This window comes from uncultured Pluralibacter sp. (assembly GCF_913775985.1).
Taxonomy (GTDB): Bacteria; Pseudomonadota; Gammaproteobacteria; order Enterobacterales; family Enterobacteriaceae; genus Pluralibacter.
This window is the reverse complement of sequence record NZ_CAJYMB010000106.1, coordinates 40,445-66,373: the sequence shown is the minus strand read 5'-3', so window position 1 is coordinate 66,373 and position 25,929 is coordinate 40,445. Positions and strand designations below refer to the sequence as shown.

At 53.4% G+C, this 25,929-nt stretch carries 23 protein-coding genes, 1 tRNA gene and 2 pseudogenes; 19 read left to right on the top strand and 7 right to left on the bottom strand.

The genetic code is table 11. The features are described from left to right. Together QZ766_RS13225 and QZ766_RS13220 are read left to right on the top strand one after the other, a co-directional pair. Positions 1 to 1,086: VENN motif pre-toxin domain-containing protein (locus QZ766_RS13225; protein ID WP_297202696.1), on the top strand; the 1,086-nt coding region annotated here is incomplete at its 5' end. Positions 1,087 to 1,221: 135 nt separating this feature from the next. Beyond that, entirely contained in the window at positions 1,222 to 1,473 is a 252-nt protein-coding gene (locus tag QZ766_RS13220) for a MafI family immunity protein (protein WP_297202695.1), read from the top strand. Between the two features lie 21 nt (positions 1,474 to 1,494). Here the strand turns inward: QZ766_RS13220 and QZ766_RS13215 are convergent, their stop codons facing one another. Then, entirely contained in the window at positions 1,495 to 1,704 is a 210-nt protein-coding gene (locus QZ766_RS13215) for a SymE family type I addiction module toxin (RefSeq protein WP_297202702.1), read from the bottom strand. A gap of 172 nt (positions 1,705 to 1,876) precedes the next feature. Between QZ766_RS13215 and QZ766_RS13210 the strand changes: the two are divergent. Then, positions 1,877 to 2,557 (top strand): annotated as a pseudogene (locus QZ766_RS13210) (hemagglutinin repeat-containing protein); the annotation flags it as partial. Positions 2,558 to 2,710: 153 nt separating this feature from the next. Beyond that, positions 2,711 to 3,385: pseudogene (locus QZ766_RS13205) on the top strand (integrase core domain-containing protein); the annotation flags it as partial. A 29-nt stretch (positions 3,386 to 3,414) separates the two neighbouring features. Here the strand turns inward: QZ766_RS13205 and QZ766_RS13200 are convergent. Further along, complete coding sequence (locus QZ766_RS13200; RefSeq protein ID WP_297202700.1) at positions 3,415 to 5,571, bottom strand: extracellular solute-binding protein; 2,157 nt, start codon at positions 5,569 to 5,571, stop codon at positions 3,415 to 3,417. A 350-nt stretch (positions 5,572 to 5,921) separates the two neighbouring features. On the opposite strand from QZ766_RS13200, the gene QZ766_RS13195 reads away from it, so the two are divergent. From QZ766_RS13195 to QZ766_RS13185, 3 genes are all read left to right on the top strand, one after another. Continuing rightward, positions 5,922 to 6,743, top strand: coding sequence for an MBL fold metallo-hydrolase (locus QZ766_RS13195; RefSeq protein WP_297202694.1), 822 nt, complete (start codon positions 5,922 to 5,924; stop codon positions 6,741 to 6,743). 16 nt (positions 6,744 to 6,759) lie between these two features. Continuing rightward, positions 6,760 to 8,001, top strand: coding sequence for an MFS transporter (locus tag QZ766_RS13190; RefSeq protein ID WP_297202693.1), 1,242 nt, complete (start codon positions 6,760 to 6,762; stop codon positions 7,999 to 8,001). A gap of 251 nt (positions 8,002 to 8,252) precedes the next feature. Beyond that, positions 8,253 to 8,939, top strand: a complete 687-nt coding sequence (locus QZ766_RS13185) for a hypothetical protein (RefSeq protein WP_297202691.1) — start codon at positions 8,253 to 8,255, stop codon at positions 8,937 to 8,939. Between the two features lie 476 nt (positions 8,940 to 9,415). Here QZ766_RS13185 and QZ766_RS13180 read toward each other — a convergent pair. Next, a tRNA-Arg gene (locus QZ766_RS13180) sits at positions 9,416 to 9,490 on the bottom strand. A 76-nt stretch (positions 9,491 to 9,566) separates the two neighbouring features. Then, the gene (locus QZ766_RS13175) at positions 9,567 to 10,481 is read right to left on the bottom strand and encodes a formate/nitrite transporter family protein (RefSeq protein ID WP_297202689.1); all 915 of its coding nucleotides are present in this window, start codon (positions 10,479 to 10,481) and stop codon (positions 9,567 to 9,569) included. A 169-nt stretch (positions 10,482 to 10,650) separates the two neighbouring features. On the opposite strand from QZ766_RS13175, the gene mlaA reads away from it, so the two are divergent. Next, on the top strand, positions 10,651 to 11,412 hold the full coding sequence (mlaA, locus tag QZ766_RS13170) for a phospholipid-binding lipoprotein MlaA (protein WP_297202687.1): 762 nt from the start codon (positions 10,651 to 10,653) through the stop codon (positions 11,410 to 11,412). A gap of 318 nt (positions 11,413 to 11,730) precedes the next feature. Here mlaA and fadL read toward each other — a convergent pair whose 3' ends face one another. After that, the gene (gene fadL, locus QZ766_RS13165) at positions 11,731 to 13,050 is read right to left on the bottom strand and encodes a long-chain fatty acid transporter FadL (protein WP_297202685.1); all 1,320 of its coding nucleotides are present in this window, start codon (positions 13,048 to 13,050) and stop codon (positions 11,731 to 11,733) included. Positions 13,051 to 13,421: 371 nt separating this feature from the next. Here fadL and QZ766_RS13160 point away from each other — a divergent pair, with 371 nt between their 5' ends. The 4 genes from QZ766_RS13160 (at position 13,422) to sixA (ending at position 18,049) form a co-directional block, all read left to right on the top strand. Further along, a complete protein-coding gene (locus QZ766_RS13160) occupies positions 13,422 to 13,706 on the top strand; it encodes a YfcZ/YiiS family protein (RefSeq protein ID WP_297202683.1) in 285 nt (94 codons plus the stop codon). Between the two features lie 159 nt (positions 13,707 to 13,865). Next, entirely contained in the window at positions 13,866 to 15,176 is a 1,311-nt protein-coding gene (gene fadI, locus QZ766_RS13155; RefSeq protein WP_297202681.1) for an acetyl-CoA C-acyltransferase FadI, read from the top strand. Next, positions 15,176 to 17,323 carry a fatty acid oxidation complex subunit alpha FadJ gene (gene fadJ / locus QZ766_RS13150; RefSeq protein WP_297202679.1) on the top strand — a complete coding sequence of 716 codons (2,148 nt, stop codon included), beginning with the start codon at positions 15,176 to 15,178 and terminating at the stop codon, positions 17,321 to 17,323. The genes fadI and fadJ overlap by 1 nt, the downstream gene beginning before the upstream one ends. 240 nt (positions 17,324 to 17,563) lie before the next feature. Next, positions 17,564 to 18,049 (top strand): phosphohistidine phosphatase SixA, encoded by a 486-nt coding sequence (gene sixA / locus QZ766_RS13145; protein ID WP_297202677.1) that lies wholly within the window; start codon positions 17,564 to 17,566, stop codon positions 18,047 to 18,049. A gap of 43 nt (positions 18,050 to 18,092) precedes the next feature. On the opposite strand, the gene smrB is transcribed toward sixA, so the two are convergent. Then, entirely contained in the window at positions 18,093 to 18,644 is a 552-nt protein-coding gene (gene smrB / locus QZ766_RS13140) for an endonuclease SmrB (RefSeq protein ID WP_297202675.1), read from the bottom strand. A gap of 154 nt (positions 18,645 to 18,798) precedes the next feature. Here smrB and prmB point away from each other — a divergent pair, with 154 nt between their 5' ends. From prmB to QZ766_RS13110, 6 genes are read left to right on the top strand one after another with little or no spacing between them, the layout of a single operon-like run. Then, complete coding sequence (gene prmB, locus QZ766_RS13135) at positions 18,799 to 19,731, top strand: 50S ribosomal protein L3 N(5)-glutamine methyltransferase (RefSeq protein WP_297202673.1); 933 nt, start codon at positions 18,799 to 18,801, stop codon at positions 19,729 to 19,731. 23 nt (positions 19,732 to 19,754) lie between these two features. Next, positions 19,755 to 20,840, top strand: coding sequence for a chorismate synthase (aroC, locus tag QZ766_RS13130; protein ID WP_297202671.1), 1,086 nt, complete (start codon positions 19,755 to 19,757; stop codon positions 20,838 to 20,840). A 28-nt stretch (positions 20,841 to 20,868) separates the two neighbouring features. After that, on the top strand, positions 20,869 to 21,693 hold the full coding sequence (mepA, locus tag QZ766_RS13125; RefSeq protein WP_297202669.1) for a penicillin-insensitive murein endopeptidase: 825 nt from the start codon (positions 20,869 to 20,871) through the stop codon (positions 21,691 to 21,693). After that, the gene (locus QZ766_RS13120; protein WP_297202667.1) at positions 21,693 to 22,502 is read left to right on the top strand and encodes a sulfite exporter TauE/SafE family protein; all 810 of its coding nucleotides are present in this window, start codon (positions 21,693 to 21,695) and stop codon (positions 22,500 to 22,502) included. Before mepA ends, QZ766_RS13120 begins: the two co-directional genes overlap by 1 nt. Next, positions 22,502 to 23,047, top strand: coding sequence for an elongation factor P hydroxylase (locus tag QZ766_RS13115; protein WP_297202665.1), 546 nt, complete (start codon positions 22,502 to 22,504; stop codon positions 23,045 to 23,047). Before QZ766_RS13120 ends, QZ766_RS13115 begins: the two co-directional genes overlap by 1 nt. Before the next feature lie 13 nt (positions 23,048 to 23,060). After that, entirely contained in the window at positions 23,061 to 23,339 is a 279-nt protein-coding gene (locus tag QZ766_RS13110) for a YfcL family protein (RefSeq protein WP_297202698.1), read from the top strand. Here QZ766_RS13110 and QZ766_RS13105 read toward each other — a convergent pair. Next, the gene (locus tag QZ766_RS13105) at positions 23,332 to 23,895 is read right to left on the bottom strand and encodes a DJ-1/PfpI family protein (protein WP_297202664.1); all 564 of its coding nucleotides are present in this window, start codon (positions 23,893 to 23,895) and stop codon (positions 23,332 to 23,334) included. The two genes, QZ766_RS13110 and QZ766_RS13105, sit on opposite strands and share 8 nt — an antisense overlap. Before the next feature lie 388 nt (positions 23,896 to 24,283). On the opposite strand from QZ766_RS13105, the gene QZ766_RS13100 reads away from it, so the two are divergent. Then, positions 24,284 to 25,894, top strand: a complete 1,611-nt coding sequence (locus tag QZ766_RS13100; RefSeq protein WP_297202662.1) for an OFA family MFS transporter — start codon at positions 24,284 to 24,286, stop codon at positions 25,892 to 25,894. The last annotated feature ends 35 nt before the right edge of the window (positions 25,895 to 25,929 follow it).

Genomic DNA, 25,929 nt, shown 5'->3' with positions numbered 1-25,929 from the left:
CTGTACGAGAACCTCTACAACGACGCATTCAGTAAGACGGGCCTCGGCACGGGCGGGCCGGTGCAGCGGGCGATACAGGCGGCAACGGCGGCGGTGCAGGGTCTGGTGGGCGGCAATATTAACGCGGCCATCGCGGGGGGCGCCGCGCCGTACCTGGCGGAGGTAATACACAAGCAGACGCTGAACGAGGACGGTACCGTCAACAGGTCGGCGATCCTGATGGCGCACGCGGTGCTGGGGGCGGTAGTGTCGCAGGCGCAGAACAACAGCGCGCTGGCGGGCGCTGCCGGCGGCGCGGCGGGCGAAGCGACGGGGATGATAGCGGAGAGCCTGTACGGCCGTAAGCCGTCGGAGCTGACCGAAGAGGAGAAGCAGCTGGTCAGCACGCTGGGTACGCTGGCGGCAGGCCTCGCGGGCGGCGTTGCCGGTGGGGATACAAGCTCGGCGGCGGCCGGGGCCGGAGCGGGGAGGAATGCGGTTGAGAATAATGCGCTGAGCCTGCCAAAAGGGATGACAGATGTAATCAACTCTCAGGGATCGCTGGGCGGATCGATGATTCAGGCTGGAGCTACGCCAGATGAAATTACCGCAGCTTTGGTGAAAAACTCACAAGGCCAGACGCCGGAAGGACAAGATCCTGTGAAAGGCTTGCTCTCTGCATGGGGGAACTTCTTCGGGGTTCCGTTAGATGTTGTTCTCTCAAATGAGCAAATGACACCTCAAAAAGCTGCCGAAATATTGACCAGCGGTGTTCCGACCAACGAAGCCAAACTCATGCAGTATGTAGCAGCTAAAGCATTTTTTACTGTTGCAAAAAGTTCAGATCTTGGGTTATCTGCGTCGAATCAGAAATATGTTGATATTTTATCTCCAGAAGCTAAACAGCATATTTTGTTTGGCGATAGCCCAACAAGTGGTGGTCATCTCTATCCCGGAAATCCGGGTAAGACGGTTTATCCAAAAGACTGGTCAGCTGATAAAGTTGTACATGAAATAGGTGATATAGCAACGTCTCCAGATACTAAATGGTTTGCTCAGACAGGTACCGGTGGTAATTATACAGCAGCGGGTAAACCAGCTCGGTAGGTAGCTTGGGAAGAGAGGGGGGAGTAATAATTAGAGTTGTTTATGAGCCTGCTAATGGAAAAATAATAACGGCATTTCCTGATGATAAGGCTATACCGCCAGCACTCAAAACGATTAAGAAATGAGAGGTTTTAGATGAATATAAATGAAGAAATCATTAAGTTAGGTGAAGGTTTGAAAGATCGTTTAGATCCTTCAATTATAGACTTTGCATTAGATTATATAAATTATTCGGAAAGTCCCTTATCATTTGAAACGCTTTGCGATTATATAGCTGATTATAATGTTAAGGTGAGTGATGATGAATATAAGAAAGTGATTTTTATTGCTAACAAACTTGGTTTGGAAATAGATAGCCGTTATACATATATTAACCCTAATAAATAATGAATAATAAAAAAACCCGCTTTAATCCGGCGGTTTTTTTATCCGGCACTTAGTCAGAGGCCTGTTAATCAACTGCCCGTACTCTGCGGTGACGGTAACCGTCGCACCGGCTGTAAAGCCTGCATCTTCTAGCCAGTTGCCCTTGAGTTTAATGCTGGGACAGCGGCTGTAATAGGTTGTTCTGTCGTTACGCTCTGCGTGCCGGATGCTGGTATATCCGACCTTAAGCAGCCGTAACGCCTAGCAAATCTTCACATCTGGCTGAGTATCCTGCATGGTCATAATTAACTCAGTAATAGTTAGTTGTGGTTAGGTAACCACCGCAGACGAGTCGGACCACAGCGAGTTCAGCCAGAAGAAGAAAAAGTCGGGGCTGGGGAGCACGGGCGGGCTGGGCATCACGGTGGGCAGCTCGTCGCAGAAGGTGACGAACGAGGACGCCAGCAACGTGAAGAAGGGGAGCGTGTTCGGCAGCAGCGAGGGTAACCTGACGCTGACGGCGGGCAACGGCGTGGTGGTGCACGGCAGCGACCTGGTGTCGGGCAAGAATATGACGCTGGAGGGCAAAAACGTTACTATTTCGTCGGCGGAGAACAGCCACACGGCGCTGACGAAGACGGAGACGAAGAGCAGCGGGCTGACGCTGGGCCTGTCGGGGACGGTGGGCAGCGCGCTGAACACGGCGACGCAGCAGGTGACGGCGGCGCGCAAGGAGGAGGACGGGCGCCTGGCGGCGCTGAAGGGCACGCAGGCGGCGCTGACGGGGTATCAGGCGACGCAGGCGGCGCGGCTTGCGGAGGCGTCAGGCAAGCCGGACGCGGGCAACTACGCGGGCGTGACGGTGAGCTACGGGAAGCAGAAGTCGACGTCGGAGAGCCGGGTGGACGAGCGGACGGCGTCGTCGTCGCACCTGCAGGCGGGGGGCGACATGGCCATCCGGGCGACGGGCGGCGACGTGACGGTGGTGGGCAGCCAGCTGCAGGCGGGGCGTGACGCGGACGTGTCGGCGACGGGGAGCATCGTGATGCGGTCCGGGGAACATCGTGATGCGGTCCGGGGAGAACCGGACGGAGTCAGCGGCAGCGTCAGCGCGAGCCGGGACAGGATGAACAGCAACTTCGACTCGGTGAAGGAGCAGTCGGGCATCTTTGCGGGCAGCGGCGGGTTTGACATTAAGTTGGGGAACCACACGCAGCTCGACGGGGGCGTGCTGGCGTCAACGGCGCTCGCCGCCAACGACCAGATCCGTATTACCGACAGCCTGAAAAACTGGGGTTTTAGCTTGTGCTACCTGTATTTACGTAACGTAAAAGGCTTTCGGTTCAATCACAAATGTGTTTACCGTATTAACTGCGAGCAGTCGTTGAACATGCGAATAAAACCGAAGAAGACACTGAAACGGGATAAGCCTGAACCTCTGGCGGTGCCTGAAAGCTGTAACGAATGCGGGCCGATGGACTTTATGCACTATCAGTCATCGGATAGTCGTTCAGTCCGGTTACTGAATGTCACCGACGACTTTAATCGCGAGACATTGGCCATTTAGACTGATTTTTCTCTTCCGGCCCTTCGGGTTGTAAGAACGCTGGAACAACTTATTGAATGGAGAGGAAAACCGATAGTGATACGGTATGATCACGGGCCGGAATATACCAGTAAGACCCTGATATCATAGGGCAGTGTACGGGAGAACCGAATTAATTTCATCCAGCCGGGTAATCCACAGCAGCACGCCTGTATTGAACGCTACAACAGGACGGTGCGCTACGACTGGTTGGGACAGTTCCTGCTTTAATTACTGGATGAAATGCAGCACTATGCCACGCAGTGGCGATGGTTTTATAATCACGAACGACCGAGTATGGCGTTGAACGACTACACACCGATGCAGCATTTACAAAACATGGCCTGATTCTATTTATTACCTCCGTTGATATTAACTTAGTAACCTGTTTCATTTCTAATCCGCATATTGATATATTCTATAGCTTGGGTCACATCCATTATACCATTAACCGCGTTGGTTACTCCTTGCCCAATAATAATTTCAGCCTGGCGAAGGTTAAAGGGTCTGCCTTTATACCCCTGAGACTCTCTTATCGCTGTTAATTCTTTTTCATTCAGCAAATTAAACCATGGATAGAGTTTGAGAACATTTTGATCGTGACATATTCCTGACCAGGCGCAGTTCCCTCCTAGCAAAACCAGCTGCCGTGCAACATCATCGGAATAGAGCCAGTGGAAGAACTGCTCAACTTGTTTTTTCTTTTTACTGTAGCGGGACATACCAAGTGAACCGCCTCCCAGCTGTGAGATTTTTCCAGGCACTGTGGTATAACCAACAGTTGATGAAGCAGCTGTCAGTGCGATTTCGTTAAACAAATTGCTGTACATAATTAGCATTGCAAGATTTCCTTGCTCAAAATGTTTAACTGCATCATTCCACCACTCTCCGGTCAGATTCATTGCGATATCAATATGTTGTAGATATTGTTCAAGTGCCTTAGCAGCGATAGAGGCATCAAGTTGTTCTGGATGATTTTCAGTGACTATACGGCCACCGAGCGAGTAGTAACGAAGCAGGTATTCAGTAGCGATAAGCCCTGAACTACCTAACGTTACTGCTGTTCCCATTGGGCGCTGTCTGTCTTCAGATTGATGCAGGTTACTAAAGAATGATGCTACTTCGTCGAATTGCTTAAAGCTTTCAGGGAGTGTTAGCTCTTTTCCTGTTTTTTCATAAAACATTCGTTTTATTGCTGTATCTTCAAACAAATCGCGCCGATAAAAAAGAAGTTGCATACTGGCATCGAAGGGGATTGCCCATGCGATATCGTTCACTATGCTGAAGTGCTGCTGAATTTTCCCAGAGAAGTTATCCAGTAACAATGGAAGCTCGGGTGAAATTGAGTCCAGAGGTAATAGTATTTTCTCGGCAAACCAGGGGAAACATGCCATATCGATTCTTAACAGGTCATAATAGGGATGCAGATTAAGGTGGGAAAGAATATCAAAAACTTCATCATAAGGATGCACCGCAAGATTAACCTTGATACCGGTCTGACGATAAAAATTAGGAAGTAATTTCTTTAACGCATCGGTTGATGGGCTTGGCAGAATCAATATATTCAACGTTGCCGGGTTCTCATGAGAATATGTAGGTAACTGTCTCGAAGGGAAACCAAAATTTTTCAAGATACAGCTCTTATCCAGCTTTTTAGGTTCACGAATATGTGACGCTAATACTGTTCCTAACCGACCATAGTCCATCTGATAGTTTGTAATACCATCGAACAAGGCGGGAAGATTGTCACTGAGCTGTAGTACGGGAGGGCACGATTGTGTACTGCCAAACCAGGCGGCCTGCGTCAGAGCGCGCGTCTTTTCAGTATCCTGAGCAATAAAAAGATCGGGAGGATATTTTCTGAAAAAGTCAAAAGCGAGGCTATTAAATTCACTGACGTGTGCCGGAAAAATTGAGAGTTGAGTCTGCGGACTTAACTTCGTGCACGTTTCCCGTATAGACTGAGCAAACCGTGCGCTATTGGTATACTCAAGCGGATCACAAAATACACCAATATGATTTGGCTTCTGCTCCAGAGCCTTTATCGCGATGTCTTCCCCGGCAGTTTCATAATCTAATGTGTAATAGTACTTAGCTCCGACAGGTTGTCGGTATGCAAAGAGGATATTCTCTTCAGACAACTTGAGCATTTCATAATATGGCTTACTATTGCTCAGACTGCTGACAGTAATAATAGTTTGGTATGACTTTGCCCTGAGCATTTGCAGTATATTTAGCTCCCGCTCGGGAAGATTATTAGTGAGATAAAGATCAATGGGTTCGCTTAGTGAGGGCTGGTAAACCTGATATAAACTCCGATAAAGTTGATAGTACTGTTCAGCATTAATGTCAGGCAAGATAAACGCTATCCCCAGGTTTTTACTGGATCTCAACGATTGCGCCTGCACATTCAGCTGATAGCCCACCTTTTTTGCTGCACGTTGAACTGCCACAATCTTCTCAACGCTCACATTGCCTCTGCCATTAAGAACATTTGAGACAGTTCCATGCGAAACGCCGGCAATCTTTGCTATGTCTTTGATAGTTGGAATTTTTATATCCTCCCTCTGCTACTTTGATGCTAGCACGACGCTTATTGATGGACCATCATTATCAATAAAATTTTAACGTTACAAGTTGTATTGCTCACTTTGTGCTCAGTGAAATTTATTACTTTGTCAGAGTTCTATACGTGGTTTTCTTGCAAAATGTTTATAACAAATTGAATTTAAAGTTAAATTTAATCAAATTTTGAAGGTGATCACTTTTGTATGAAAAGAACGTTGTCCATATAAATTGTTAAGTTAATAATTGAACGTTCCAATTTCATTAAATAAATAAATTTTTCTTTAAAATCAATTGTTTTGGCAATGAGAGGGAAGTCATGAAAATACATTTTCTTGGAACGGCTGCTTCAGAAGGGATACCTAACCCGTTTTGCAGCTGCGAGCACTGTCAACAAGCACGTATCTATAAAGGTAAAGATTTACGAACACACTCCTCAGTGATTATCGACGATGAATTGTTGATTGACATTGCACCAGAATTTAGCCAACAACTGCTGCGTGATGAACTGGATGCTACTAAGATAAAATCGCTACTGTTCACACATACTCATCCCGATCATTTTAATGTGGGAGAGTTATTTAGCCGCATGGAAGGCTATGGATTTAATATCACCCATCCGTTACAGATTTATGGTAACGACCTGGCAATCAATGGTGCTGTGGGAGTGTTGCCAGGCTACAGTGCTGAACGATTCGGATTTCATTGCCTGATACCTTTTGTAACTGTTGAAACTTGCGGATATCGCATCACCCCACTGCTGGCTAACCATGCTAAGTGGGAGCTTTGTTATACCTGGTTTATCGAAAAAGAGGGGCAGACGATTTTCTACGGTCATGATTCTGGATGGTTTCCTGAGCTTACATGGCAGTGGTTAGAAGGGAAGAAAATAGATCTTACCGTACTGGAATGTACTTATGGTTTTAATGGTGATAATAGAACAAATAATCACATGAGTCTGGAAACCGTATTCTCAGCCAGAGATCGGCTCGCAGAGCTAGGTTGCCTCCCCAAAAAAAGCAAAATTATCGTTTCACATATTTCACATAGTGGTGGTCTGCTGCACGATAAGTTAGTTGAGGAGTGTAATAAAGAAAATATCCTTGTTGCCTGGGATGGGCTTGAGCTGAGCATTAATTAATAAAGGATAGCGTGATATGGATTTTAATAAAACACCACGGCTGTTGATTATGATGTTCATACAGTATTTTATGCAAGGTGCATGGAATATGACTATGGGGTTAGTATTAAGTACCTATGGTATGGCAACTATCATCGGTTCATCGTACGCATTGCTTGGTTTGGCAACAATTCTTTCACCATTGTTTATTGGTATGGTGGCGGACCGATTTTTTTCATCACAAAAGGTTATGGCAATTCTGCATTTAGTCAATGCAGGAGTACTGCTATTTGTCCCTCAGTTTATTGAAACACAAAATACGGGAATGACGCTAACCATGATATTCATGGTTGGTTTGCTTTTCTATCCTACAACCTCTTTAGCTAATAGTATTACTTTTAGCCATATTAACGGCGTAAAATATTTTCCGTTGATTCGTGTTTTTGGTACATTTGGTTTTATGGTGATTGGGTTTATCATTGGCGAAATGGGCTATTCAGGTAGTACTATTACCTGGTATATTGCATCAGCTTCGGGGATTGTGCTTGGTCTTTACTGCTTTACATTACCGGATACTCCGCCGAAAGCAAAAGGAGGTAGCTTTACGTTACGTGATTTGTTATGTCTGGATGCTCTGGCTCTTTTCAAAGATCGAAGTTTCTCAGTTTTAATGCTCAGCATTTTTATCCTAATGATTCCCAAAACGGCATATTCTGCATATATTCCTGTTTTTTTAAAAGCTCTTGGCTTTGATAACGCAGCGTCAATGATGCAGATAGGTATTGCCTGCGAAGTGATATTCATGTTCTTGTTATCATTTTTCTTATTGAAAGCAGGCTTCAAAATTACGTTGATGCTAGGTGCAGTTTGCTGGATTATAAGGACACTATTTTTTGCGCATGCTTCACTGGATGCGAATATGATGTTTGTATTGTTCGGTTTGATGTTGCAGGGATTCTGCTGGGACTTTTTCTTTACCGTTGGCGATATTTATGTTGACCGTAAAGCAGCTCCAGAGATCAAAGCTCAGGCTCAAAGCCTTCGGTTTATTGTCTCTAACGGAATTGGGCTACTGTTTGCGTCTACTGTGTGTGGACAAATATTTAACCATACCATAACAGGGCAGGGGCAAAATTCATTAGCTCAATGGGAGACGTTTTGGCTATTTTCAGCAGGAGTTGCTGCTGTGGTTAGCGTTTGCTTCCTAATATTTTTCCGGGATGATCTTTCTAAAAATAAGAAAATAGCTTCACAGGATGGGCTTGCCCAACATCCTTAGATATATTTGTCCTAACAAAGAGGCCTTTTTAAAGGCCTCTAAACTAACTTAGTGATCGAACTTGAAATATATGTAATTGACACAGTTAGAGGCATTGCGAAATTTATTTTATCTAAATAAATCCTTGAGTATATTAATCTTGCATGGCTGTAACAACGAGTCATAATGTATAAAAAATACAAGTAAGGTCAGGATAAGTGGTGAGATCAACACCAGCTTAACGACATGATATTTTTGTTGAGGAAATTTAAATGAGCAAGTCTATGATTCAGGGTGCAACGGACAAGAAAATTGAACTGTGCGAGGAATGGTTTGCGCAAGAAAATGAATATAATATTGTTGACGTGAGTTTCTGTGCAGGCCAGACAATAGTACAAGGAAAAGATGATTGTCGGTTTGCTGAATTTTCAAGTTTTTTACATGCATTTATGCAGAAAATATCCACGCTATTCCCATTTATGACCTTCATTGAAAAGGATTTCTTACATTCAACGTTATTAACTATTTTTAACGATAATGATATAGCATTTAATGATAATAGATTTAATTTGATTAAAATGTGCAAAGAAATAGCTAAGGATATTTACAGCTATTCTCCTCTTACTATTTACTTTAATAATATTGTGCTTACATCGAATGGTACTATTATTTTATTAGGGGAGTCAAAAGAACTGATTGATTTTAGAAATCATGTTTATAACAAATACCCTATACCTCAGAGTTTAAGAAAAAATATAGTTCATATTACTCTTGGGAGATTGTTTCAGAACGAGAGCATCGAAAATATGAGTGCCCTCAATACGTTTCTTAAAATGAAAGGAAGTCTTTCTCTTCCGCCTTTGATTATTAATCATCCAAAGATAATTGTGAGTCGAGATATGCTTTGTTTAAATGTTGATAATAATCTTACCTGTGAGTTCAATCGTTCTGCTTTTTAGCTATTTATTGCTTAATTTTTAATGCTCGGGGGGTATGAAACGAAAAGTTATCTTATGATTTAAGGGCTGTTAGATCAATTATATAAGTACAAGGGCTAAACTGACCAGTAAAAAGCTGATTTTTATTTCCATGGCGGGGACTAAATTATGCACGAAATAGCTTTATATGTACTGCTTCACATCGGTCACTCCGTAACGATAGCCGGTAATTTATGAGAACCTGTAGAATTAGGTTCTTCCATCAGCATTACTGACATCCAGCGCCTCACCTATGTGTTCTGTTGAGGACAATCATGACAAATAAAGGGCCGATTATAATTCTGTCTCACTGGCAGCGCAGTAAAGTTGAGCGCCAGACCTTGTCGGTTTATGTAGAAATGGGCAGATATCGACTGAGGTTACATCGTCAGGTTAATGTGTTTAGGACTGATTATTAAGGATTTTTTGATATTTGCACACTGCAGGACAGATATTTATGGCGTCCCCTGCAGGAATCGAACCTACAACTAGCCCTTAGGAGGGGCTCGTTATATCCATTTAACTAAGGGGACGAAGCGGCAGGAGTATAACGTTTTTTTACCTGTCCGTTAAGCGCCTGCCGCCCGACCGCTCAAACAATCGCCACAATTATTTATTTTTGGCCTTTTTTGCCTGCGCTTTCGCTTCCGCATGTCGCTGAGTACTCATGTCATTGCGAATTTGCGCATGGCTCAGCAGGGCGAAGATAAAGGTACCGCCGCAGATATTGCCCGCCAGCGTCGGCAGGGCGAACGGCCAGATGAAATCCTGCCACGGCAGCGCGCCGGTAAATACCAGATACAGGATCTCGATAGTGCCGACAATAATGTGGGTGGTATCCGCCACCGCAATAAGCCAGGTCATCAATACAATGACCACAAGCTTCGCCGGACCAGCGGCGGGGAACATCCACACCATCGTGGCAATCAGCCAGCCGGAGATAATCGCCTTGGCGAACATTTCGGTTGGCGAGTTCTCCATTACCTTCATGCCGATGCTGTAAAACGCATTGCGCGTCTCCTGATCGAATACCGGCATGTAGCCAAATGCCCACGCGGCAATGGCGGTGCCTATCATATTGCCCAGCAGTACGACGCCCCACAGGCGCAGCAGCAGCAGAATGTTAGAGGTGGTCGGGTGCTGCATAACCGGAAGCACCGGCGTGATGGTGTTTTCCGTGAAAAGCTGTTGGTGAGCCATAATGACAATAATAAACCCGAAGGTATAGCCGACGCTTTCCAGCAGAATGCCACCGGGAACGCCTTCCAGGTGGGCGTGAAAAAGCCCTTTTGCCAGCAGCGATGCGCTCATTGAAAGGCCTGCCGCAATGGCCGACCACAACAGCGCCCAGCCGTCGCGTTCCAGCTCTTTCTCACCCTCCTGGCGAATGTGCTCGTGGGTTGCCATCGCCCGCGAAGGCAGATTCTCCTCATCCACTTCAATATCATCCCCGCGCTGGTTTTCTTCGCTGTCCACTTCCTTGGGCTCGTCATCCTGGTGTTGGCTGTTTAAATTGTCCTTCATGGTGTTTTTCCTGCATTTATTAGTATCCGATAAGCGTAGCGGCTTTTTGTGCAGTGTCAGACAATCCTGGTACATTATTTAACGTTCACGCCATGAATAGTTCCCTGCCATTTCAAAATATGTATAGAATTAGGAAATCTGCGATTGCCATCTTTTCAGGGAGACTTTTATGAATTTTCGTCTGTCAGCGCTCGCGCTGGGCTCGACGCTGTTAATCGGTTGTGCAAGCTCGGGGACGGGTGACCAGCAGCAAGGACGCTCGGATCCGCTCGAAGGCTTCAACCGCACGATGTACAACTTCAACTTTAACGTGCTAGATCCCTATGTCGTCCGTCCTGTCGCCGTCGCCTGGCGCGACTACGTGCCGCAGCCAGCGCGCAACGGCCTGAGCAACTTTACCAGCAACCTTGAGGAACCGGCCCAGATGGTCAACATGTTCCTGCAGGGCGACCCCTATCAGGGAATGGTGCACTTCACCCGCTTCTTCCTGAACACTATCGTGGGTCTCGGCGGTTTAATCGACGTTGCCGGTAAAGCGAATCCAAAACTGCAGCGTGTTGAGCCGCACCGCTTCGGCAGTACGCTGGGCCACTACGGCGTAGGTTACGGGCCGTACGTGCAGCTGCCGTTCTACGGCAACTTTACGCCGCGTGAAGATGTGGGCGACATGGCGGATGATTTCTATCCGGTTCTCTCCTGGCTGACCTGGCCGATGTCGATCGGCAAGTGGATGCTGGAAGGCGTAGAAACCCGCGCCCAGCTGCTGGACTCCGACGGCCTGCTCAAGCAGTCTTCCGATCCGTACATCATGGTGCGCGAGGCGTACTTCCAGAAGCATGACTTTATCGCTAACGGCGGCAAGCTCAGCGCTGAGGAGAATCCGAACGCCAAGTCAATTGAAGGCGATCTCAAGGATATCGACTCCGAATAATGCTAAATCCCCCGCGCAATGCGGGGGATTTTTCTTTCTACTGTCAGCGCCACTTTTATTGTCCTCGCTCCCACCCGATCGATAAATACTTAATTGCTTAAAATAGCATCGCGATGACCCTGACAACATCGGAAGGTAAGGATTTACCCGATCAAAAATATAACGCAGCGCTGTTTTATTAAGCGTTTTATAAAAGGTATGCGATGGGTGAAGAGATTTCGTGAGGTACGGAGGTACTATCTGGCGATATAAAAGCGGGAGCACGTTCATAAAAGCAGCAGGGCGGACATTGTCCGCCCTGCTGGTATCAATCTTCTATCAGAAGCGGTAATTGAAGTTGGTGCCGAACAGCCACGCTTTACCGTTAGAACGGAACTCGTACGGATCTTCTTTAACCTTAACGTGCTGACCGTGCATGTACGATGCGCCGACGTCAATTGAGGCATCCTGGTTGAAGGCGTAGGTTGTACCCGCGCTCAGCCAGACGCGATCCTGGTCCGGGATGGAGATAGAGCGGTGGTTAGTCGGAACCGGGCTATCGTCAAACGCCACGCCGGTGCGGAAGGTCCAGTTTTCGTTGTAGTAATAGGTTGTACCCAGGGCGAGGCGCCAGGAGTCTTTGAAGCTTTCATCTTTATACAGCAGTGTATCGCCGTGGCGCTTGGCCTTCAGCTCTTTAAACTGGCTCCAGCTGGTGTAGGCCATGCTGTAGTGAACGGCCCATTTCGGCGCAACGCGGTTGTAACCCGAGACTTCCCACATTTCCGGCAGGTGCAGGTTAAGCGAGCCGCCCACGGTGCGGCCGTCGGTGCCCATCGGCAGGCCGAAGTTGCCCAGAATCTGGTTGTAGGCGGACGGCAGTTCGCTCTTGTAGTCGCCGTCAAAGTCAACTTTCACTTCAGAACGGTAGGTGAAGCCCCAGCGGTTGTCTTTATCCAGCTCGTACAGCATCCCGGCGTTCCAGCCGAAGCCCCATTCGTCACCCTTCAGGTGGGCGATTTTGGTGTCGTCAGGGATTTGTGATACCGGGCCTGCCAGACGCGGCGGCAGGGCGCCGGAGCCAGCAACCAGCTTGCCGAGATCTCCCGCGTAGCGGTCAATTTTGGCGCGGGCGTATACGGCGTCGAAACCGAGACCGAAGCTCCAGTGGTTGTTCAGGCGGTAGGCACCGCTCAGGTTGAGGTTCATGGTGCTCAGGTCGGTTTTACCGCCCACGCTGCCCGCCGTGTAATGTTCGTTATATTCCGTGGCGAGACCGAAGTTGGAGTTTACAGAGGCGCTGACGCCGAACTGATCGTTAATGGGCATAACGAAGTGGGCGTTAGGCACCCACGCGGTCGGTGCAATATTGTCTGCATCGGTGCTTCTGCCCGAGCGCGATTTACCCGAAATATCAACATCGGGATCAATATAAATACCGCCGACAGAAAACTCCGGGCGGTCAAACATCATAATCAGGGCGGGGTTACGGCTTACGTTACCCGGATCGTCAGCGATAGCGCCTTCACCCGAATACGCACGACCCAGACCTGATGCAGAGAATTCATTAAGGGCGAAGCCCGCTGATAACGCTTGTGTTGAAACCAGTGCCACTGCAACTGCGAGTGCAGATTTTGTATAACGGGTTTTTTGGCTCATGACCATAACCTCATTGAGTATTATTTATTCAAAATTTGTTACATGCCGTAACAGAAGCGCGAAGTTTATGGCCTGCCGTTACTTTGTGAAATCAGACCAGTGGCGAGAGTATAGGTCTGACCAGATAGTATGTTGCAAGTATGTTTATAAGATTTTTCAATTGTGATCCAAGAAACGCGATCCAGTTGGCAAAAATGGGCGCTGACCAACATGCTAATAAAGACGATTCTTGTTTTAGATCATTTTTAATTGTGATTTAGCTCACTTAACGACGCTTGCCGGAATATGAACTGGAGAGGGCGGCGGCAGGGGCGTAAAATAAACACATTGTTTATCTGGCACCCTGGGTGCAAATACAGAGGAAATCTACGATGAGTAAATGCAGTGCTGATGAAACCCCGGTCTGCTGCTGTATGGACGTTGGTACCATTATGGACAACTCCGACTGCACCGCATCCTACAGCCGCGTTTTTGCCAATCGCGCGCAGGCTGAAGAAACCCTGGCGGCGCTGACCGCCAAAGCGCGCGGCGTTGAGTCTGAACCGTGCCAAATCACACCGGTATTTAAAGACGTTGAAGGCGGCGTTCAGCTGGATATTGATTTTGTATTTAGCTGCGAAGCGGAAACCTTAATTTTCCAGCTTGGTTTGCGCTAAGAGAGTTTCGACTAAACGCCCCGAATTTTGGGGCGTTTCTTTTTGTCCCCCAGTGTGTTTTAGCTCCCACTTTTCTATCTCCCCGATTGGCTGAATGTAAAAAATTGGTTAAGACTGTTATCAGGTCAGACCACTTTTAACATTTATCAGGGGAAGAATATGAGTCAGGCATCTCCGCTCACGACGCGGCAGGGCGATCGCATTGCCATTGTCTGCGGACTGCGCACGCCTTTTGCCCGCCAGGCGACCGCGTTTCACGGCATTCCGGCCATCGATCTGGGCAAAATGGTGGTTGGCGAAATGCTCGCCCGCAGCGGTATCCCTCCTGAAGTCATCGAGCAGCTGGTTTTCGGTCAGGTGGTTCAGATGCCTGAAGCCCCGAACATCGCCCGCGAAATCGTACTCGGTACCGGCATGAGCGTGCACACCGACGCCTACAGCGTCAGCCGCGCCTGCGCCACCAGCTTTCAGGCGGTGGCCAACGTGGCGGAAAGCCTGATGGCCGGGACCATCCGCGCCGGCATTGCCGGCGGCGCCGACTCCTCTTCCGTCCTGCCGATTGGCGTCAGTAAAAAGCTGGCGCGCACGCTGGTGGATGCCAGTAAAGCCCGCACTCTCGGCCAGAAGCTTAAGCTCTTTTCCCGCCTTCGCCCGCGGGATCTGGCGCCGGTGCCGCCCGCAGTGGCGGAATACTCAACCGGCCTGCGGATGGGCGACACCGCCGAGCAGATGGCCAAAACCTGGGGGATCTCACGCGAGCAGCAGGACGCGCTGGCGCACCGTTCGCACGTCCGCGCTGCCGGCGCCTGGGCCGAGGGCAAGCTGCGCGATGAGGTGATGACCGCCTACGCCGCACCGTTCCGCGAGCCGCTGGAGCAGGACAATAATATTCGCGGCAGCTCGACGCTGGCGGACTATGCCAAACTGCGTCCGGCGTTTGACCGCCGTCACGGTTCGGTGACTGCCGCCAACAGTACCCCGCTTACTGACGGCGCAGCGGCGGTGATCCTGATGACCGAATCCCGGGCTAAAGAGCTGGGCCTGACGCCGCTCGGCTATTTACGCAGCTACGCTTTTACGGCTATCGACGTGCGTCAGGACATGCTGCTGGGGCCGGCGTGGTCTACGCCGCTGGCTCTTGAGCGCGCCGGGCTGACGATGGCCGACTTAACCCTGTTCGACATGCATGAAGCCTTCGCGGCCCAGACGCTTGCTAATCTGCAGCTGATGGCCAGCGAGCGCTTTGCCCGCGACGTGCTGGGGCGCACCCACGCCACTGGCGAAGTTGACGAGAGCAAATTTAACGTGCTCGGCGGCTCTATCGCCTACGGACATCCTTTTGCCGCTACCGGCGCGCGGATGATCACCCAAACCCTTAACGAACTGCGCCGCCGCGGCGGCGGCTTTGGTCTGGTCACCGCCTGCGCGGCGGGCGGTCTGGGTGCCGCGATGGTTCTGGAGGCTGAATAATGGACGCGCAATCCGCATTTACCCTGACCGAACGCCTCGACAACGTTGCGGTGATTACCATCGACGAGCCGGGCGAAAAAATGAATACCCTGAAAGCCGATGCCGGCGCGCAGGTGCGCGAGATCCTGCGGAAGATCCGCGACAACAAAGATCTGCGCGGGGTGGTGATTATCTCCGGCAAGCCGGACAACTTTATTGCCGGGGCCGACATCAACATGATTGGCCGCTGCGCCTCCGCGCAGGAGGCCGAAACCCTTGCCCGGCAGGGTCAGCAGATCATGGCTGAAATTAACGCGCTGCCGATCCCGGTGGTGGCCGCCATTCACGGCGCCTGCCTCGGCGGTGGCCTGGAGCTGGCGCTGGCCTGCCACAGCCGCATCTGCACCGATGACGCGAAAACCGCGCTCGGGCTACCGGAAGTGCAACTCGGCCTGCTGCCCGGCTCCGGCGGCACCCAGCGCCTGCCGAGGCTGGTGGGGCTGACGACCGCGCTGGATATGATCCTCACCGGCAAGCAGCTGCGCGCGAAGCAGGCGCTGCGGGCGGGGCTGGTGGACGAGGTTGTACCCCATTCAATTCTGCTGGAAGCGGCGGTGGAGCGGGCTAAAAAGCCGCGCCCTTCCGCCAGAAGGCTACCGGTTCGCGAGCGCCTGATGGCGGGCCCGCTGGCGAGAAATTTAGTCTTCCGCATTGCCGCGAAGCAAGCTGAGCAAAAAGCCCGCGGCAACTATCCCGCCATCGGCCAGATATTCAAGGTGCTGGAGACGGGGCTGTCTGACGGCAGCAGCAGCGGCTACGCGGCGGAGGCCCGCGCCTTTGGCGAGCTGGCGATGACCCCGCAGTCAAAAGCGCTGCGTTCGATTTTCTTTGCCTGCACTGAGCTTAAAAAAGATCCCGGTGCCGACGCCCAGCCGCTGCCCCTGCGTTCGGCAGCGGTGCTCGGCGGCGGTCTGATGGGCGGCGGCATCGCTTTTGTCACCGCCGGCAAGGCTGGACTGCCGACGCGCATTAAAGATATTAACGCGAAGGGAATTAACCACGCGCTGCGCTACAGCTGGGAACAGCTTGATAAAAAAGTGCGCCGCCGCCATATCAGCGCCAGCGAGCGGGACAGGCAGCTGTCGGCAATTACCGGCAGTACCGACTATCAGGGATTTTCGCAGCGCGATGTGGTGATTGAGGCCGTCTTTGAAGATCTGGCCCTCAAGCAGCAGATGGTGGCGGATGTGGAGGCGCACTTCGCGCCGCACACCATTTTCGCCTCGAACACCTCGTCGCTGCCCATCGGCGACATTGCCGCGAAGGCGCAGCGCCCCGGGCAGGTTATTGGCCTGCACTTCTTTAGCCCGGTAGAAAAAATGCCTTTGGTTGAGGTGATCCCCCACGCCGGCACGTCACCGGCAACCATCGCCACTATCGTCAAGCTGGCCCGGCAGCTCGGCAAGACGCCGGTGGTAGTCGCCGATAAAGCCGGCTTTTACGTCAACCGCATTCTCGCGCCCTATATCAATGAGGCGATCTACCTGCTGAAGGAAGGCGCAACCGTTGAGCAGATTGACGAGGCGCTGGTGAATTTTGGCTTTCCGGTCGGGCCGGTGCAGCTGCTGGACGAAGTGGGCATTGATACCGGCACCAAAATCATTCCGGTACTGGAGGCGGCCTACGGTGAGCGTTTTGCCCCGCCGGCAAATGCCATCAGCGCGATCCTCAATGACGATCGCAAAGGCAGAAAAAATGGCCGGGGTTTCTATCTTTACGGCACAAAAGGGCGTAAAAGCAAGAAACAGCCGGACCCGGCAATTTATGCCCTGATCGGCGGTGGTCAAAAGCAGAATTTCTCCGCGCAGGAGATTTGCGAACGCTGCGTCATGATGATGCTCAATGAAGCGGCGCGCTGTTACGACGAGCAGGTCGTGCGCAGCGCCCGGGACGGCGACATCGGTGCGGTTTTTGGCATTGGCTTCCCGCCGTTTTTAGGCGGCCCGTTCCGCTATATGGACACGCTGGGCGCGCGCGAGGTTGTCGAGACGCTGCAGCGGCTAGAGGCCAGATATGGCCCACGCTTTGCCCCTGGCGACGCCCTGCTGCGCATGGCGGAAAAGGGGCAGACATTCCGGGCCGGGGAGACCCAACCCCGGAGTGAGTAAATCCTGATTGAGTGAAACACAGATTTTTACCCGCGCGCGCTGCGCTGTTCATCTTCGCAGCGCAAGAAAGCGCATTGCGGTGGCGAATTTATAGCCAGGGATTGACTATACTTACGCCATTGAGGTAAAAAACAGCGTTTCATTCGAAGAATGGATAAGGCACAATGCCCGGTCACTGAAGGCGCAGCGTATGTTACGCGGTGGCTTTCCGGTGTTTCTGGTTAACAAAAGCGGTGCAATATGCAAGTTTTTATCATGCGTCACGGCGACGCAGCCCTCGATGCAGCAAGCGACTCGGTCCGTCCCCTGACCGCGTGCGGCTGCGATGAGTCCCGCCAAATGGCGGCCTGGCTGAAAGGTCAAAAAGTGGATATCGAGCGCGTTCTGGTCAGCCCGTACCTGAGAGCAGAGCAGACGCTGGGCGTGGTCGGCGAATGTATGAACCTCCCCGACAGCGTAGATGTCCTTCCTGAGCTGACGCCCGGTGGCGATGTGGGCCTGGTGAGCGGCTACCTGCAGACGCTGGCCAGTGAAGATGTCGCTTCAGTATTGGTGATTTCTCACCTGCCGCTGGTGGGCTATCTGGTGTCGGAACTTTGCCCCGGCGAAACGCCGCCGATGTTTTCTACCTCGTCAATCGCCTGCGTCACGCTTGATAAAGCGGGGCAGGGCCACTACGACTGGCAGATGAACCCCTGCAATCTCAAAATGGCGAAAGCTATCTGAGTCCTGTCCGGGCCGCTTACCTGCGGCCCGCGCTGTCCCTGCTTTACGGCAGCTCCGGCGGCTGCCACTCTTCCACTTCAATCAACACCAGCAGCGCGGCGTCGCCGCCGTACTCTTTTGGTGCCTGATGAAAAGCCATGACGTAGGGATGCTGGGCCAGCCACAGCGGCGTTTGCTGCTTGAGAACGTGGCGTCCGTGGCCGTGCATTACGCAGGCGCAGAATACGTGCTCCCGGCGGCAGGCGGCAATCAGCGCCCCAAGCTCCTGTTTGGCCTGCATCTGGGTGAGGCCGTGTAAATCGAGAAACAGCTCCGGGGAGTAGTCGCCGCGGCGCAGCTTTTTCGCTTCGAAGTGGCTGACGTCGGCACGCACGTACTTTGCCGGCCCGTCGGTATTCAGCAGCGGCTGGAATTCATCGGAAAAATAGTGGCTATTATCGGCCTGCTCCTGCAGCAGCCGCTTGACCGGTACCGCGCTGATTTTTTTACGTTCCGGGCGGTGAATTATGGTGTCCTGCTTAATTTTCCGGGTTCCGGTCATCAGCTGGCGGAACAGCGCCTGATCCTCCTCACTCAGTGTGGGTTTCTTCTTCATTCGCCTTCTCAATTCGTTTTTTTCGATAGTTTACCCGACTGCTTCCAGAAAACACATTTTCCTCGCACGCTTGCGGCGCAAGAGTGCTGATTTATCGCCGCCTTCATGGCAAACTAGCCGCCGAATTTAAAGCGTAGGTGCCCTGGAGGGGAAAGTGGATAAAATTTTTGTCGATGAAGCCGTTAACGAGCTGCATACCATTCAGGACATGCTGCGCTGGGCGGTAAGCCGCTTCAGCGCCGCCGGCGTCTGGTACGGACACGGTACGGACAATCCGTGGGACGAAGCCGTACAGCTGGTGCTTCCCTCTCTCTATCTGCCGCTGGATATCCCGGAAGACATGCGCATCGCGCGTCTGACCTCCAGCGAAAAACACCGCATTGTGGAGCGGGTTATCCGCCGCATCAACGAGCGCATTCCGGTGGCTTATCTCACCAATAAAGCCTGGTTCTGCGGCCACGAATTTTACGTGGACGAGCGGGTGCTGGTGCCGCGCTCGCCGATTGGTGAGCTTATTAATAACCGCTTTGCCGGGCTTATTAACCATCAGCCGCAGCATATCCTCGACATGTGCACCGGCAGCGGCTGCATTGCTATCGCCTGCGCCTATGCCTTCCCGGAGGCCGAAGTCGACGGTGTCGATATCTCGACCGACGCGCTGGCAGTCGCGGAATACAATATTGAAGAGCACGGCCTGATTCACCAGGTTACGCCTATTCGCTCCGACCTGTTCCGCGACCTGCCGAAAATGCAGTACGACCTGATCGTCACCAATCCGCCTTACGTTGACGAAGAAGATATGGCCGACCTGCCGAACGAATACCGCCACGAGCCGGAGCTGGGCCTGGCTTCCGGCTCTGACGGCCTGAAGCTGACGCGCCGCATTCTCGGCAACGCGCCGGACTACCTGACCGATGACGGTATTCTGATTTGTGAAGTCGGTAACAGCATGGTACACCTGATCGCGCAGTATCCTGATGTACCGTTCACCTGGCTTGAGTTTGATAACGGCGGTGACGGCGTCTTTATGCTCACCAAAGCGCAGCTGATCGCTGCCCGCGAACACTTCAGCCTCTATAAAGACTAATTACAATTCGAACGGAGCCGGTGATGGCAGGAAACACAATTGGACAACTCTTTCGCGTAACCACCTTCGGCGAATCCCACGGCCTGGCGCTGGGCTGCATCGTTGACGGCGTGCCCCCGGGCATCCCGCTGACGGAGGACGATCTGCAGCACGATCTCGATCGCCGCCGTCCGGGCACCTCCCGCTACACCACCCAGCGCCGGGAGCCGGATCGGGTCAAAATCCTCTCCGGCGTGTTTGAAGGCGTCACCTCCGGCACCAGCATCGGCCTGCTGATCGAGAACACCGACCAGCGCTCGCAGGACTACAGCGCCATCAAGGACGTCTTCCGTCCGGGCCACGCTGATTACACCTACGAGCAGAAGTACGGCCTGCGCGACTACCGCGGCGGCGGCCGCTCTTCCGCGCGGGAAACCGCGATGCGCGTTGCGGCGGGCGCGATTGCCAAGAAATATCTGGCGGAGAAATACGGCATCGTTATCCGCGGCTGCCTGACCCAAATGGGTGATATTCCGCTGGCAATCGTCGACTGGGAGCAGGTTGAACAGAACCCATTCTTTTGCCCGGACCCGGCCAAAATCGAGGCCCTGGATGAACTGATGCGCGGCCTGAAAAAAGAGGGCGACTCCATCGGTGCAAAAGTGACCGTCATTGCCGACGGCGTACCGCCGGGGCTCGGCGAGCCGGTCTTCGACAGGCTCGACGCCGATATCGCCCACGCGCTGATGAGCATCAACGCCGTAAAAGGCGTGGAAATTGGCGAAGGCTTCGGCGTGGTCAGCCTGCGCGGCAGCCAGAATCGCGATGAGATAACCAAAGACGGTTTTCAGAGCAACCACGCCGGCGGCATTCTCGGCGGGATCAGCAGCGGCCAGCAGATTGTCGCGCATCTGGCCCTGAAACCGACCTCCAGCATTACCGTGCCGGGCCGTACCATCAATCGCGACGGTGATGAAGTGGAGATGATCACCAAAGGCCGCCACGATCCCTGCGTGGGGATCCGCGCGGTGCCGATCGCCGAAGCGATGCTGGCGATCGTGCTGATGGATCATCTTTTGCGCCAGCGCGCGCAAAATGCCGATGTGACAAGCCCGCTTCCACGCTGGTAGCGCGCGGGAATTGCTAACGCGAGGGAACATGAAAAAGACAACGATCGCGCTGCTGGCCATGCTCGCCAGCGCCGCGGCTCCGGCGGCGACGCCGTGGCAGAAAATCACCCAGCCGATCCCCGGTACGACGCAGTCGATTGGCTCCTTTTCCAACGGCTGCATTGTCGGCGCCGAGCCGCTGCCGCTGCAGTCCGACACCTATCAGGTCATGCGCACCGACCAGCGCCGCTTCTTCGGCCACCCGGATCTGGTGCAGTTTATTCAGCGTCTCGGCAATCGGGCCGGGCAGCATGGGCTAGGCACGATGCTGATTGGCGACATGGGAATGCCGGCGGGCGGGCGCTTCAACAGCGGCCACGCCAGCCACCAGATTGGTCTGGATGTGGACATTTTCCTGCAGCTGCCGCGCACCCGCTGGACCTCTGCCCAGCTGCTGAAGCCCCAGGCGCTGGATCTGGTCTCCGCCGACGGCAAGCGCGTGGTTGCGTCCCGCTGGTCGCCGCAGATCGGGCAGCTTGTAAAGCTTGCCGCTGAAGACCAGGAGGTCACGCGCATTTTCGTCAACCCGGCCATTAAACAGCGGCTTTGCGAAGACGCGGGCAGCGACCGCGACTGGCTGCGCAAAGTGCGCCCGTGGTTCCAGCATCGCGCGCACATGCACGTTCGCCTGCGCTGCCCTGCGGGTAGCCTGGAGTGCCAGGATCAGCCGGCCCCGCCGCCGGGCGATGGCTGCGGTGCCGAGCTGCAAAGCTGGTTTGAACCGCCGAAACCCGGCACGGTGAAGCCCGGCAAGAAACAGCCGCCGCCGCTACCGGCCTCCTGTCAGGCGCTACTGGACGAGCATAAACTGTAATGGACGATTTTTCCGCGCTGTTTATGGTGTCGCCGCTGATGCTGGCGGCGCTTTTTTTTATCGCGCTGCTGGCCGGATTTATTGACTCCCTCGCCGGCGGCGGCGGCCTGCTGACGATCCCGGCGCTGATGGCGGCGGGCATGTCTCCCGCCAACGCGCTGGCCACCAACAAGCTGCAGGCCTGCGGCGGGTCTATCTCCGCCTCGCTGTACTTTATTCGCCGGGGCGTGGTGAAGCTTGGGGATCAGAAGCTCAATATTCTGATGACCTTTATCGGCTCTACCGCCGGGGCGCTGCTGGTTCAGCACGTTAAATCCGATATCCTGCGCCAGATCCTGCCGCTGCTGATTATCGGTATCGGCCTCTATTTTTTACTGATGCCGAGGCTCGGGGAGGAGGATCGCGCCCGCCGCCTGTACGGCCTGCCGTTTGCGCTGGTGTCCGGGGGATGCGTCGGCTTTTACGACGGTTTTTTTGGCCCGGCCGCCGGCTCGTTTTACGCCCTGTCGTTCGTGATGCTGGCAGGCTTTAACCTCGCCAAGTCCACCGCCCACGCCAAAGTGCTTAACGCCACCTCGAATATCGGCGGCCTGCTGCTTTTTATGATCGGCGGTAAGGTTATCTGGGGAACCGGCTTTATCATGATGGCCGGACAATACATAGGTGCGCGGATGGGATCGCGGCTGGTGCTCAGCAAGGGGCAGTCGCTGATCCGTCCGATGATCGTTATCGTTTCGGCGGTGATGAGTGCGAAATTACTTTACGATAGCCACGGCGCAGCGATCGCCCAGTGGCTGGGAATTCATTGATGCAACAGCAACACCACTACCAGCAGCTGATCGATATTTTCGACGGCTGCTTTTTTGACGACTTTAATACCCGCCTGGTGAAAGGCGACGATGAGCCTGTTTACCTGCCCGCAGACGACGAGTTGCCCTATAACCGCATCGTCTTTGCCCACGGCTTTTACGCCAGCGCGCTGCATGAGATCTCCCACTGGTGTATCGCCGGGGCCGAGCGCCGAAAGCTGGTGGACTTCGGCTACTGGTACTGCCCGGACGGGCGCGATGCCAAAACCCAGTGCCAGTTTGAAGATGTGGAAGTCAAGCCGCAGGCCTTTGACTGGCTGTTCTGCGTTGCGGCAGGTTTTCCGTTTAACGTCAGCTGCGACAACCTGGAAGGCGACGTTGAGCCCGACCGCATTGCGTTTCAGCGCCGGGTTCACGCCCAGGTGATGACTTACCTGAAGCAGGGCATTCCCGCCCGTCCGGCGCGCTTTATCGAGGCGCTGCGCGACTATTACAAGACGCCTGTGCTGACCGCGGAGTTGTTCCCGTGGCCGGAAGATCTTTAACTGAGGAAAAATGATGATCGCAGAATTTGAATCGCGCATTCTGGCATTAATTGACGATATGGTAGAGCACGGCAGCGACGACGAACTGTTCGCCGGCGGCTATCTGCGCGGCCACCTGACGATTTCGGTGGCCGATCTGGAGGAGGGCGACGACCACTCTGCCCAGGCCGTCTATGAAAAAGTAAACCAGAGTCTCGAAAAAGCCATCTCAGCCGGCGAGCTCAATCCCCGCGATCAGGCGCTGGTGCTGGAAATGTGGAATCGGCTCTACCAGCAGGCGCTGGCTAGCTAGGCCACGGATAGTAAATATGTTCGGCCTGGAAACGGGCCGACGCATCGTTCCCCTCAAGCTTTGCCGCCAGCGTAAACGCGAAGTCAAACACCCGCCCCAGCCCTTTTCCACTCAGCAGATTGCCGTCTTCCACCACGTCAGCGTCAACGTAAACCCCGTCCGTTACCTGCTGCCACAGATCGCCTGAGCAAACGTAGCGCCGGCCTTTCAGCAGGCCGTTGGCGCCAAGCACCCGGGCGGCCGCGGAGCAGATAGGGCAGATCCATTTTCCCGCCGCGTCGTGGCGCTCAACAAAGGCCAGCACGCTGTCGCAGCGGCCGAGAAACTGGCTGCCTTCCGGGCCGCCGGGCAGCACGATCGCGTCGAAGGTGGTATCAAGACGCTTGCTCAGGAGATCATCGGCTTCCACCGGGATCTGGTGATAGCTCATTACACTGCGCTCTTCCGTGCAGGAGAGCGTCTCAACGTTGATCTCCAGACGGCGTAAAATATCAATGGTGACAATAGCTTCTGCCTCTTCAAAACCGGGGGCCAGCAGCACGGCTACCGTTTTCATGATTCTCTCCTTACCTGTGAACGTCGCGGCTTCACCGCAGTGAAAAGCCTATCCTATCGGCTCGGTGGGTATTCATGAAGCAAATAAAGTAATAAATTGAACCTGTGTTTTATTTTTATTGGTTTTTGAGTTTGTTTTAACTTGTTGCCGGGGCGCCGCTGCATGTCATTCTGAGAGCGGAGTTCTCAATATGACAATCCGCCGCTTTCTGCTGCCCGAACTCTATTCAAGGCGCTGCTTCATCCGACATGGCTGATGCGATTCGACCCGCAAAACGTTTCTAAATATTTCACCAAACCCGCCTTAATCGTATAAGTGCTGAATTTTTCATCATAAATGGCATGTGCCTTGCTGATTCAATGACTCTTACTCACTGACAGAGGTCATTATGGGACAAGGAACGACGACAGGTTTTTTTGAAAAAAAACGCATCATCGCCAGACCGGGCTTTAACCGCTGGCTGGTACCGCCTGCGGCGCTGGCGATCCATCTGTGTATCGGCATGGCCTACGGCTTCTCGGTGTTCTGGCTGCCGATGTCGCAAACCATTGGCCAGGCGTGTCCGGCAGACAGCGGCTTCTGGTATCAGCTGGTGACCACCGATTGCGACTGGCGCATTTCCATGCTCGGTTGGACCTATACACTGTTCTTTATCTTTCTCGGCTGCTCCGCCGCCCTGTGGGGGCAGTGGCTGGAAAAAGCCGGCCCGCGGCTGGTGGGCATGGTCGCGACCCTGTGCTGGAGCGGCGGCCTGGCCCTTGCCGCGTTGGCCATTTATCTCCATCAGCTGTGGCTGCTGTGGCTGGGCGCGGGAATGATCGGCGGCATCGGACTGGGGCTTGGCTATATCTCCCCGGTTTCCACGCTGCTGCGCTGGTTCCCCGACAAGCGGGGCATGGCTGCGGGAATGGCGATCATGGGATTTGGCGGCGGGGCGATGGTCGGCGCGCCGTTTGCCAATATGCTGATGGGGGTTTTTGCCGAGAACGGCCATCCGGGGATCTGGCAGACGCTGCTGCTGCTCGCCGGGATCTATTTTGTCTTTATGCTCGGCGGAACTCTCTGCTACCGCATTCCGCCGATTGGCTGGCATCCGCTGGGCTGGGAAGCCAAAGAGCAGAAAGCCAAAGGCGCGTCGCACATGGTGCACGTTAGCGTGGCCTGCCGCACGCCGCAGTTCTGGCTGCTGTGGCTGGTGCTGTGTCTGAACGTCTCCGCCGGGATCGGTATTCTCGGCATGGCGTCGCCGATGTTGCAGGAGGTGTTTGCCGGGCGGCTTATCGGTAACGATCTGCCGTGGACGCAGCTTGATGCCGGGCAAATTGCGCAGATCGCGGCTATTGCTGCCGGATTCACCGGCCTGCTGAGCCTGTTTAACATCGGCGGGCGCTTTTTCTGGGCCTCGCTGTCTGACTACATTGGCCGCAAAACCACGTTTGCCATCTTCTTCGTGCTCGGGATGGTGCTGTATGTCTCGACGGTGCACGCGGCGGGGATGGGCAGCATCGTGCTTTTTGTGACGCTGTTCTGCGTCATTATCTCCATGTACGGCGGCGGCTTCGCAACTATTCCGGCCTACCTCGCGGATATGTTCGGCACCCAGATGGTGGGAGCGATCCACGGCAGGCTGCTCACCGCCTGGTCTGCGGCGGGCATACTTGGCCCGGTGCTGGTGAACTACCTGCGCGAATACCAGCTCTCCATCGGCACGTCGCCCGCCAGAACCTATGAAATTACGCTGTATGTGCTGGCGGGTCTGCTGGCGATCGGCTTTCTCTGCAACCTCGCGGTGCGCAAAGTGCCGGCGAAGTACGCCATGAGCGAAGAGATGATCCAGCAGGCGGCGTCGGTCTACAAACGGGATCCGAACATGCCGCTGGCTTGGGCGCCCGCGTCCTCCAGCTATCTGCCGGTTACTCTGGCGTGGATTGTGGTGGGCGTTCCAATGCTGTGGGGGATCCTGATGACGGTTCAGCAGGCGGCGCACCTGTTCCATTAACAGTGCGCCCATCCCCCGGAACGCAGCAGGCGTTC

Coding starts and splice junctions, on each gene's coding strand:
- QZ766_RS13220 (WP_297202695.1), top strand. CDS start 1,222: ATGAATATAAATGAAGAAATCATTAAGTTAGGTGAAGGTTTGAAAGAT.
- QZ766_RS13195 (WP_297202694.1), top strand. CDS start 5,922: ATGAAAATACATTTTCTTGGAACGGCTGCTTCAGAAGGGATACCTAAC.
- QZ766_RS13190 (WP_297202693.1), top strand. CDS start 6,760: ATGGATTTTAATAAAACACCACGGCTGTTGATTATGATGTTCATACAG.
- QZ766_RS13185 (WP_297202691.1), top strand. CDS start 8,253: ATGAGCAAGTCTATGATTCAGGGTGCAACGGACAAGAAAATTGAACTG.
- QZ766_RS13175 (WP_297202689.1), bottom strand. CDS start 10,481: ATGAAGGACAATTTAAACAGCCAACACCAGGATGACGAGCCCAAGGAA.
- mlaA (WP_297202687.1), top strand. CDS start 10,651: ATGAATTTTCGTCTGTCAGCGCTCGCGCTGGGCTCGACGCTGTTAATC.
- fadL (WP_297202685.1), bottom strand. CDS start 13,050: ATGAGCCAAAAAACCCGTTATACAAAATCTGCACTCGCAGTTGCAGTG.
- QZ766_RS13160 (WP_297202683.1), top strand. CDS start 13,422: ATGAGTAAATGCAGTGCTGATGAAACCCCGGTCTGCTGCTGTATGGAC.
- fadI (WP_297202681.1), top strand. CDS start 13,866: ATGAGTCAGGCATCTCCGCTCACGACGCGGCAGGGCGATCGCATTGCC.
- fadJ (WP_297202679.1), top strand. CDS start 15,176: ATGGACGCGCAATCCGCATTTACCCTGACCGAACGCCTCGACAACGTT.
- sixA (WP_297202677.1), top strand. CDS start 17,564: ATGCAAGTTTTTATCATGCGTCACGGCGACGCAGCCCTCGATGCAGCA.
- smrB (WP_297202675.1), bottom strand. CDS start 18,644: ATGAAGAAGAAACCCACACTGAGTGAGGAGGATCAGGCGCTGTTCCGC.
- aroC (WP_297202671.1), top strand. CDS start 19,755: ATGGCAGGAAACACAATTGGACAACTCTTTCGCGTAACCACCTTCGGC.
- mepA (WP_297202669.1), top strand. CDS start 20,869: ATGAAAAAGACAACGATCGCGCTGCTGGCCATGCTCGCCAGCGCCGCG.
- QZ766_RS13120 (WP_297202667.1), top strand. CDS start 21,693: ATGGACGATTTTTCCGCGCTGTTTATGGTGTCGCCGCTGATGCTGGCG.
- QZ766_RS13115 (WP_297202665.1), top strand. CDS start 22,502: ATGCAACAGCAACACCACTACCAGCAGCTGATCGATATTTTCGACGGC.
- QZ766_RS13110 (WP_297202698.1), top strand. CDS start 23,061: ATGATCGCAGAATTTGAATCGCGCATTCTGGCATTAATTGACGATATG.
- QZ766_RS13105 (WP_297202664.1), bottom strand. CDS start 23,895: ATGAAAACGGTAGCCGTGCTGCTGGCCCCCGGTTTTGAAGAGGCAGAA.
- QZ766_RS13100 (WP_297202662.1), top strand. CDS start 24,284: ATGGGACAAGGAACGACGACAGGTTTTTTTGAAAAAAAACGCATCATC.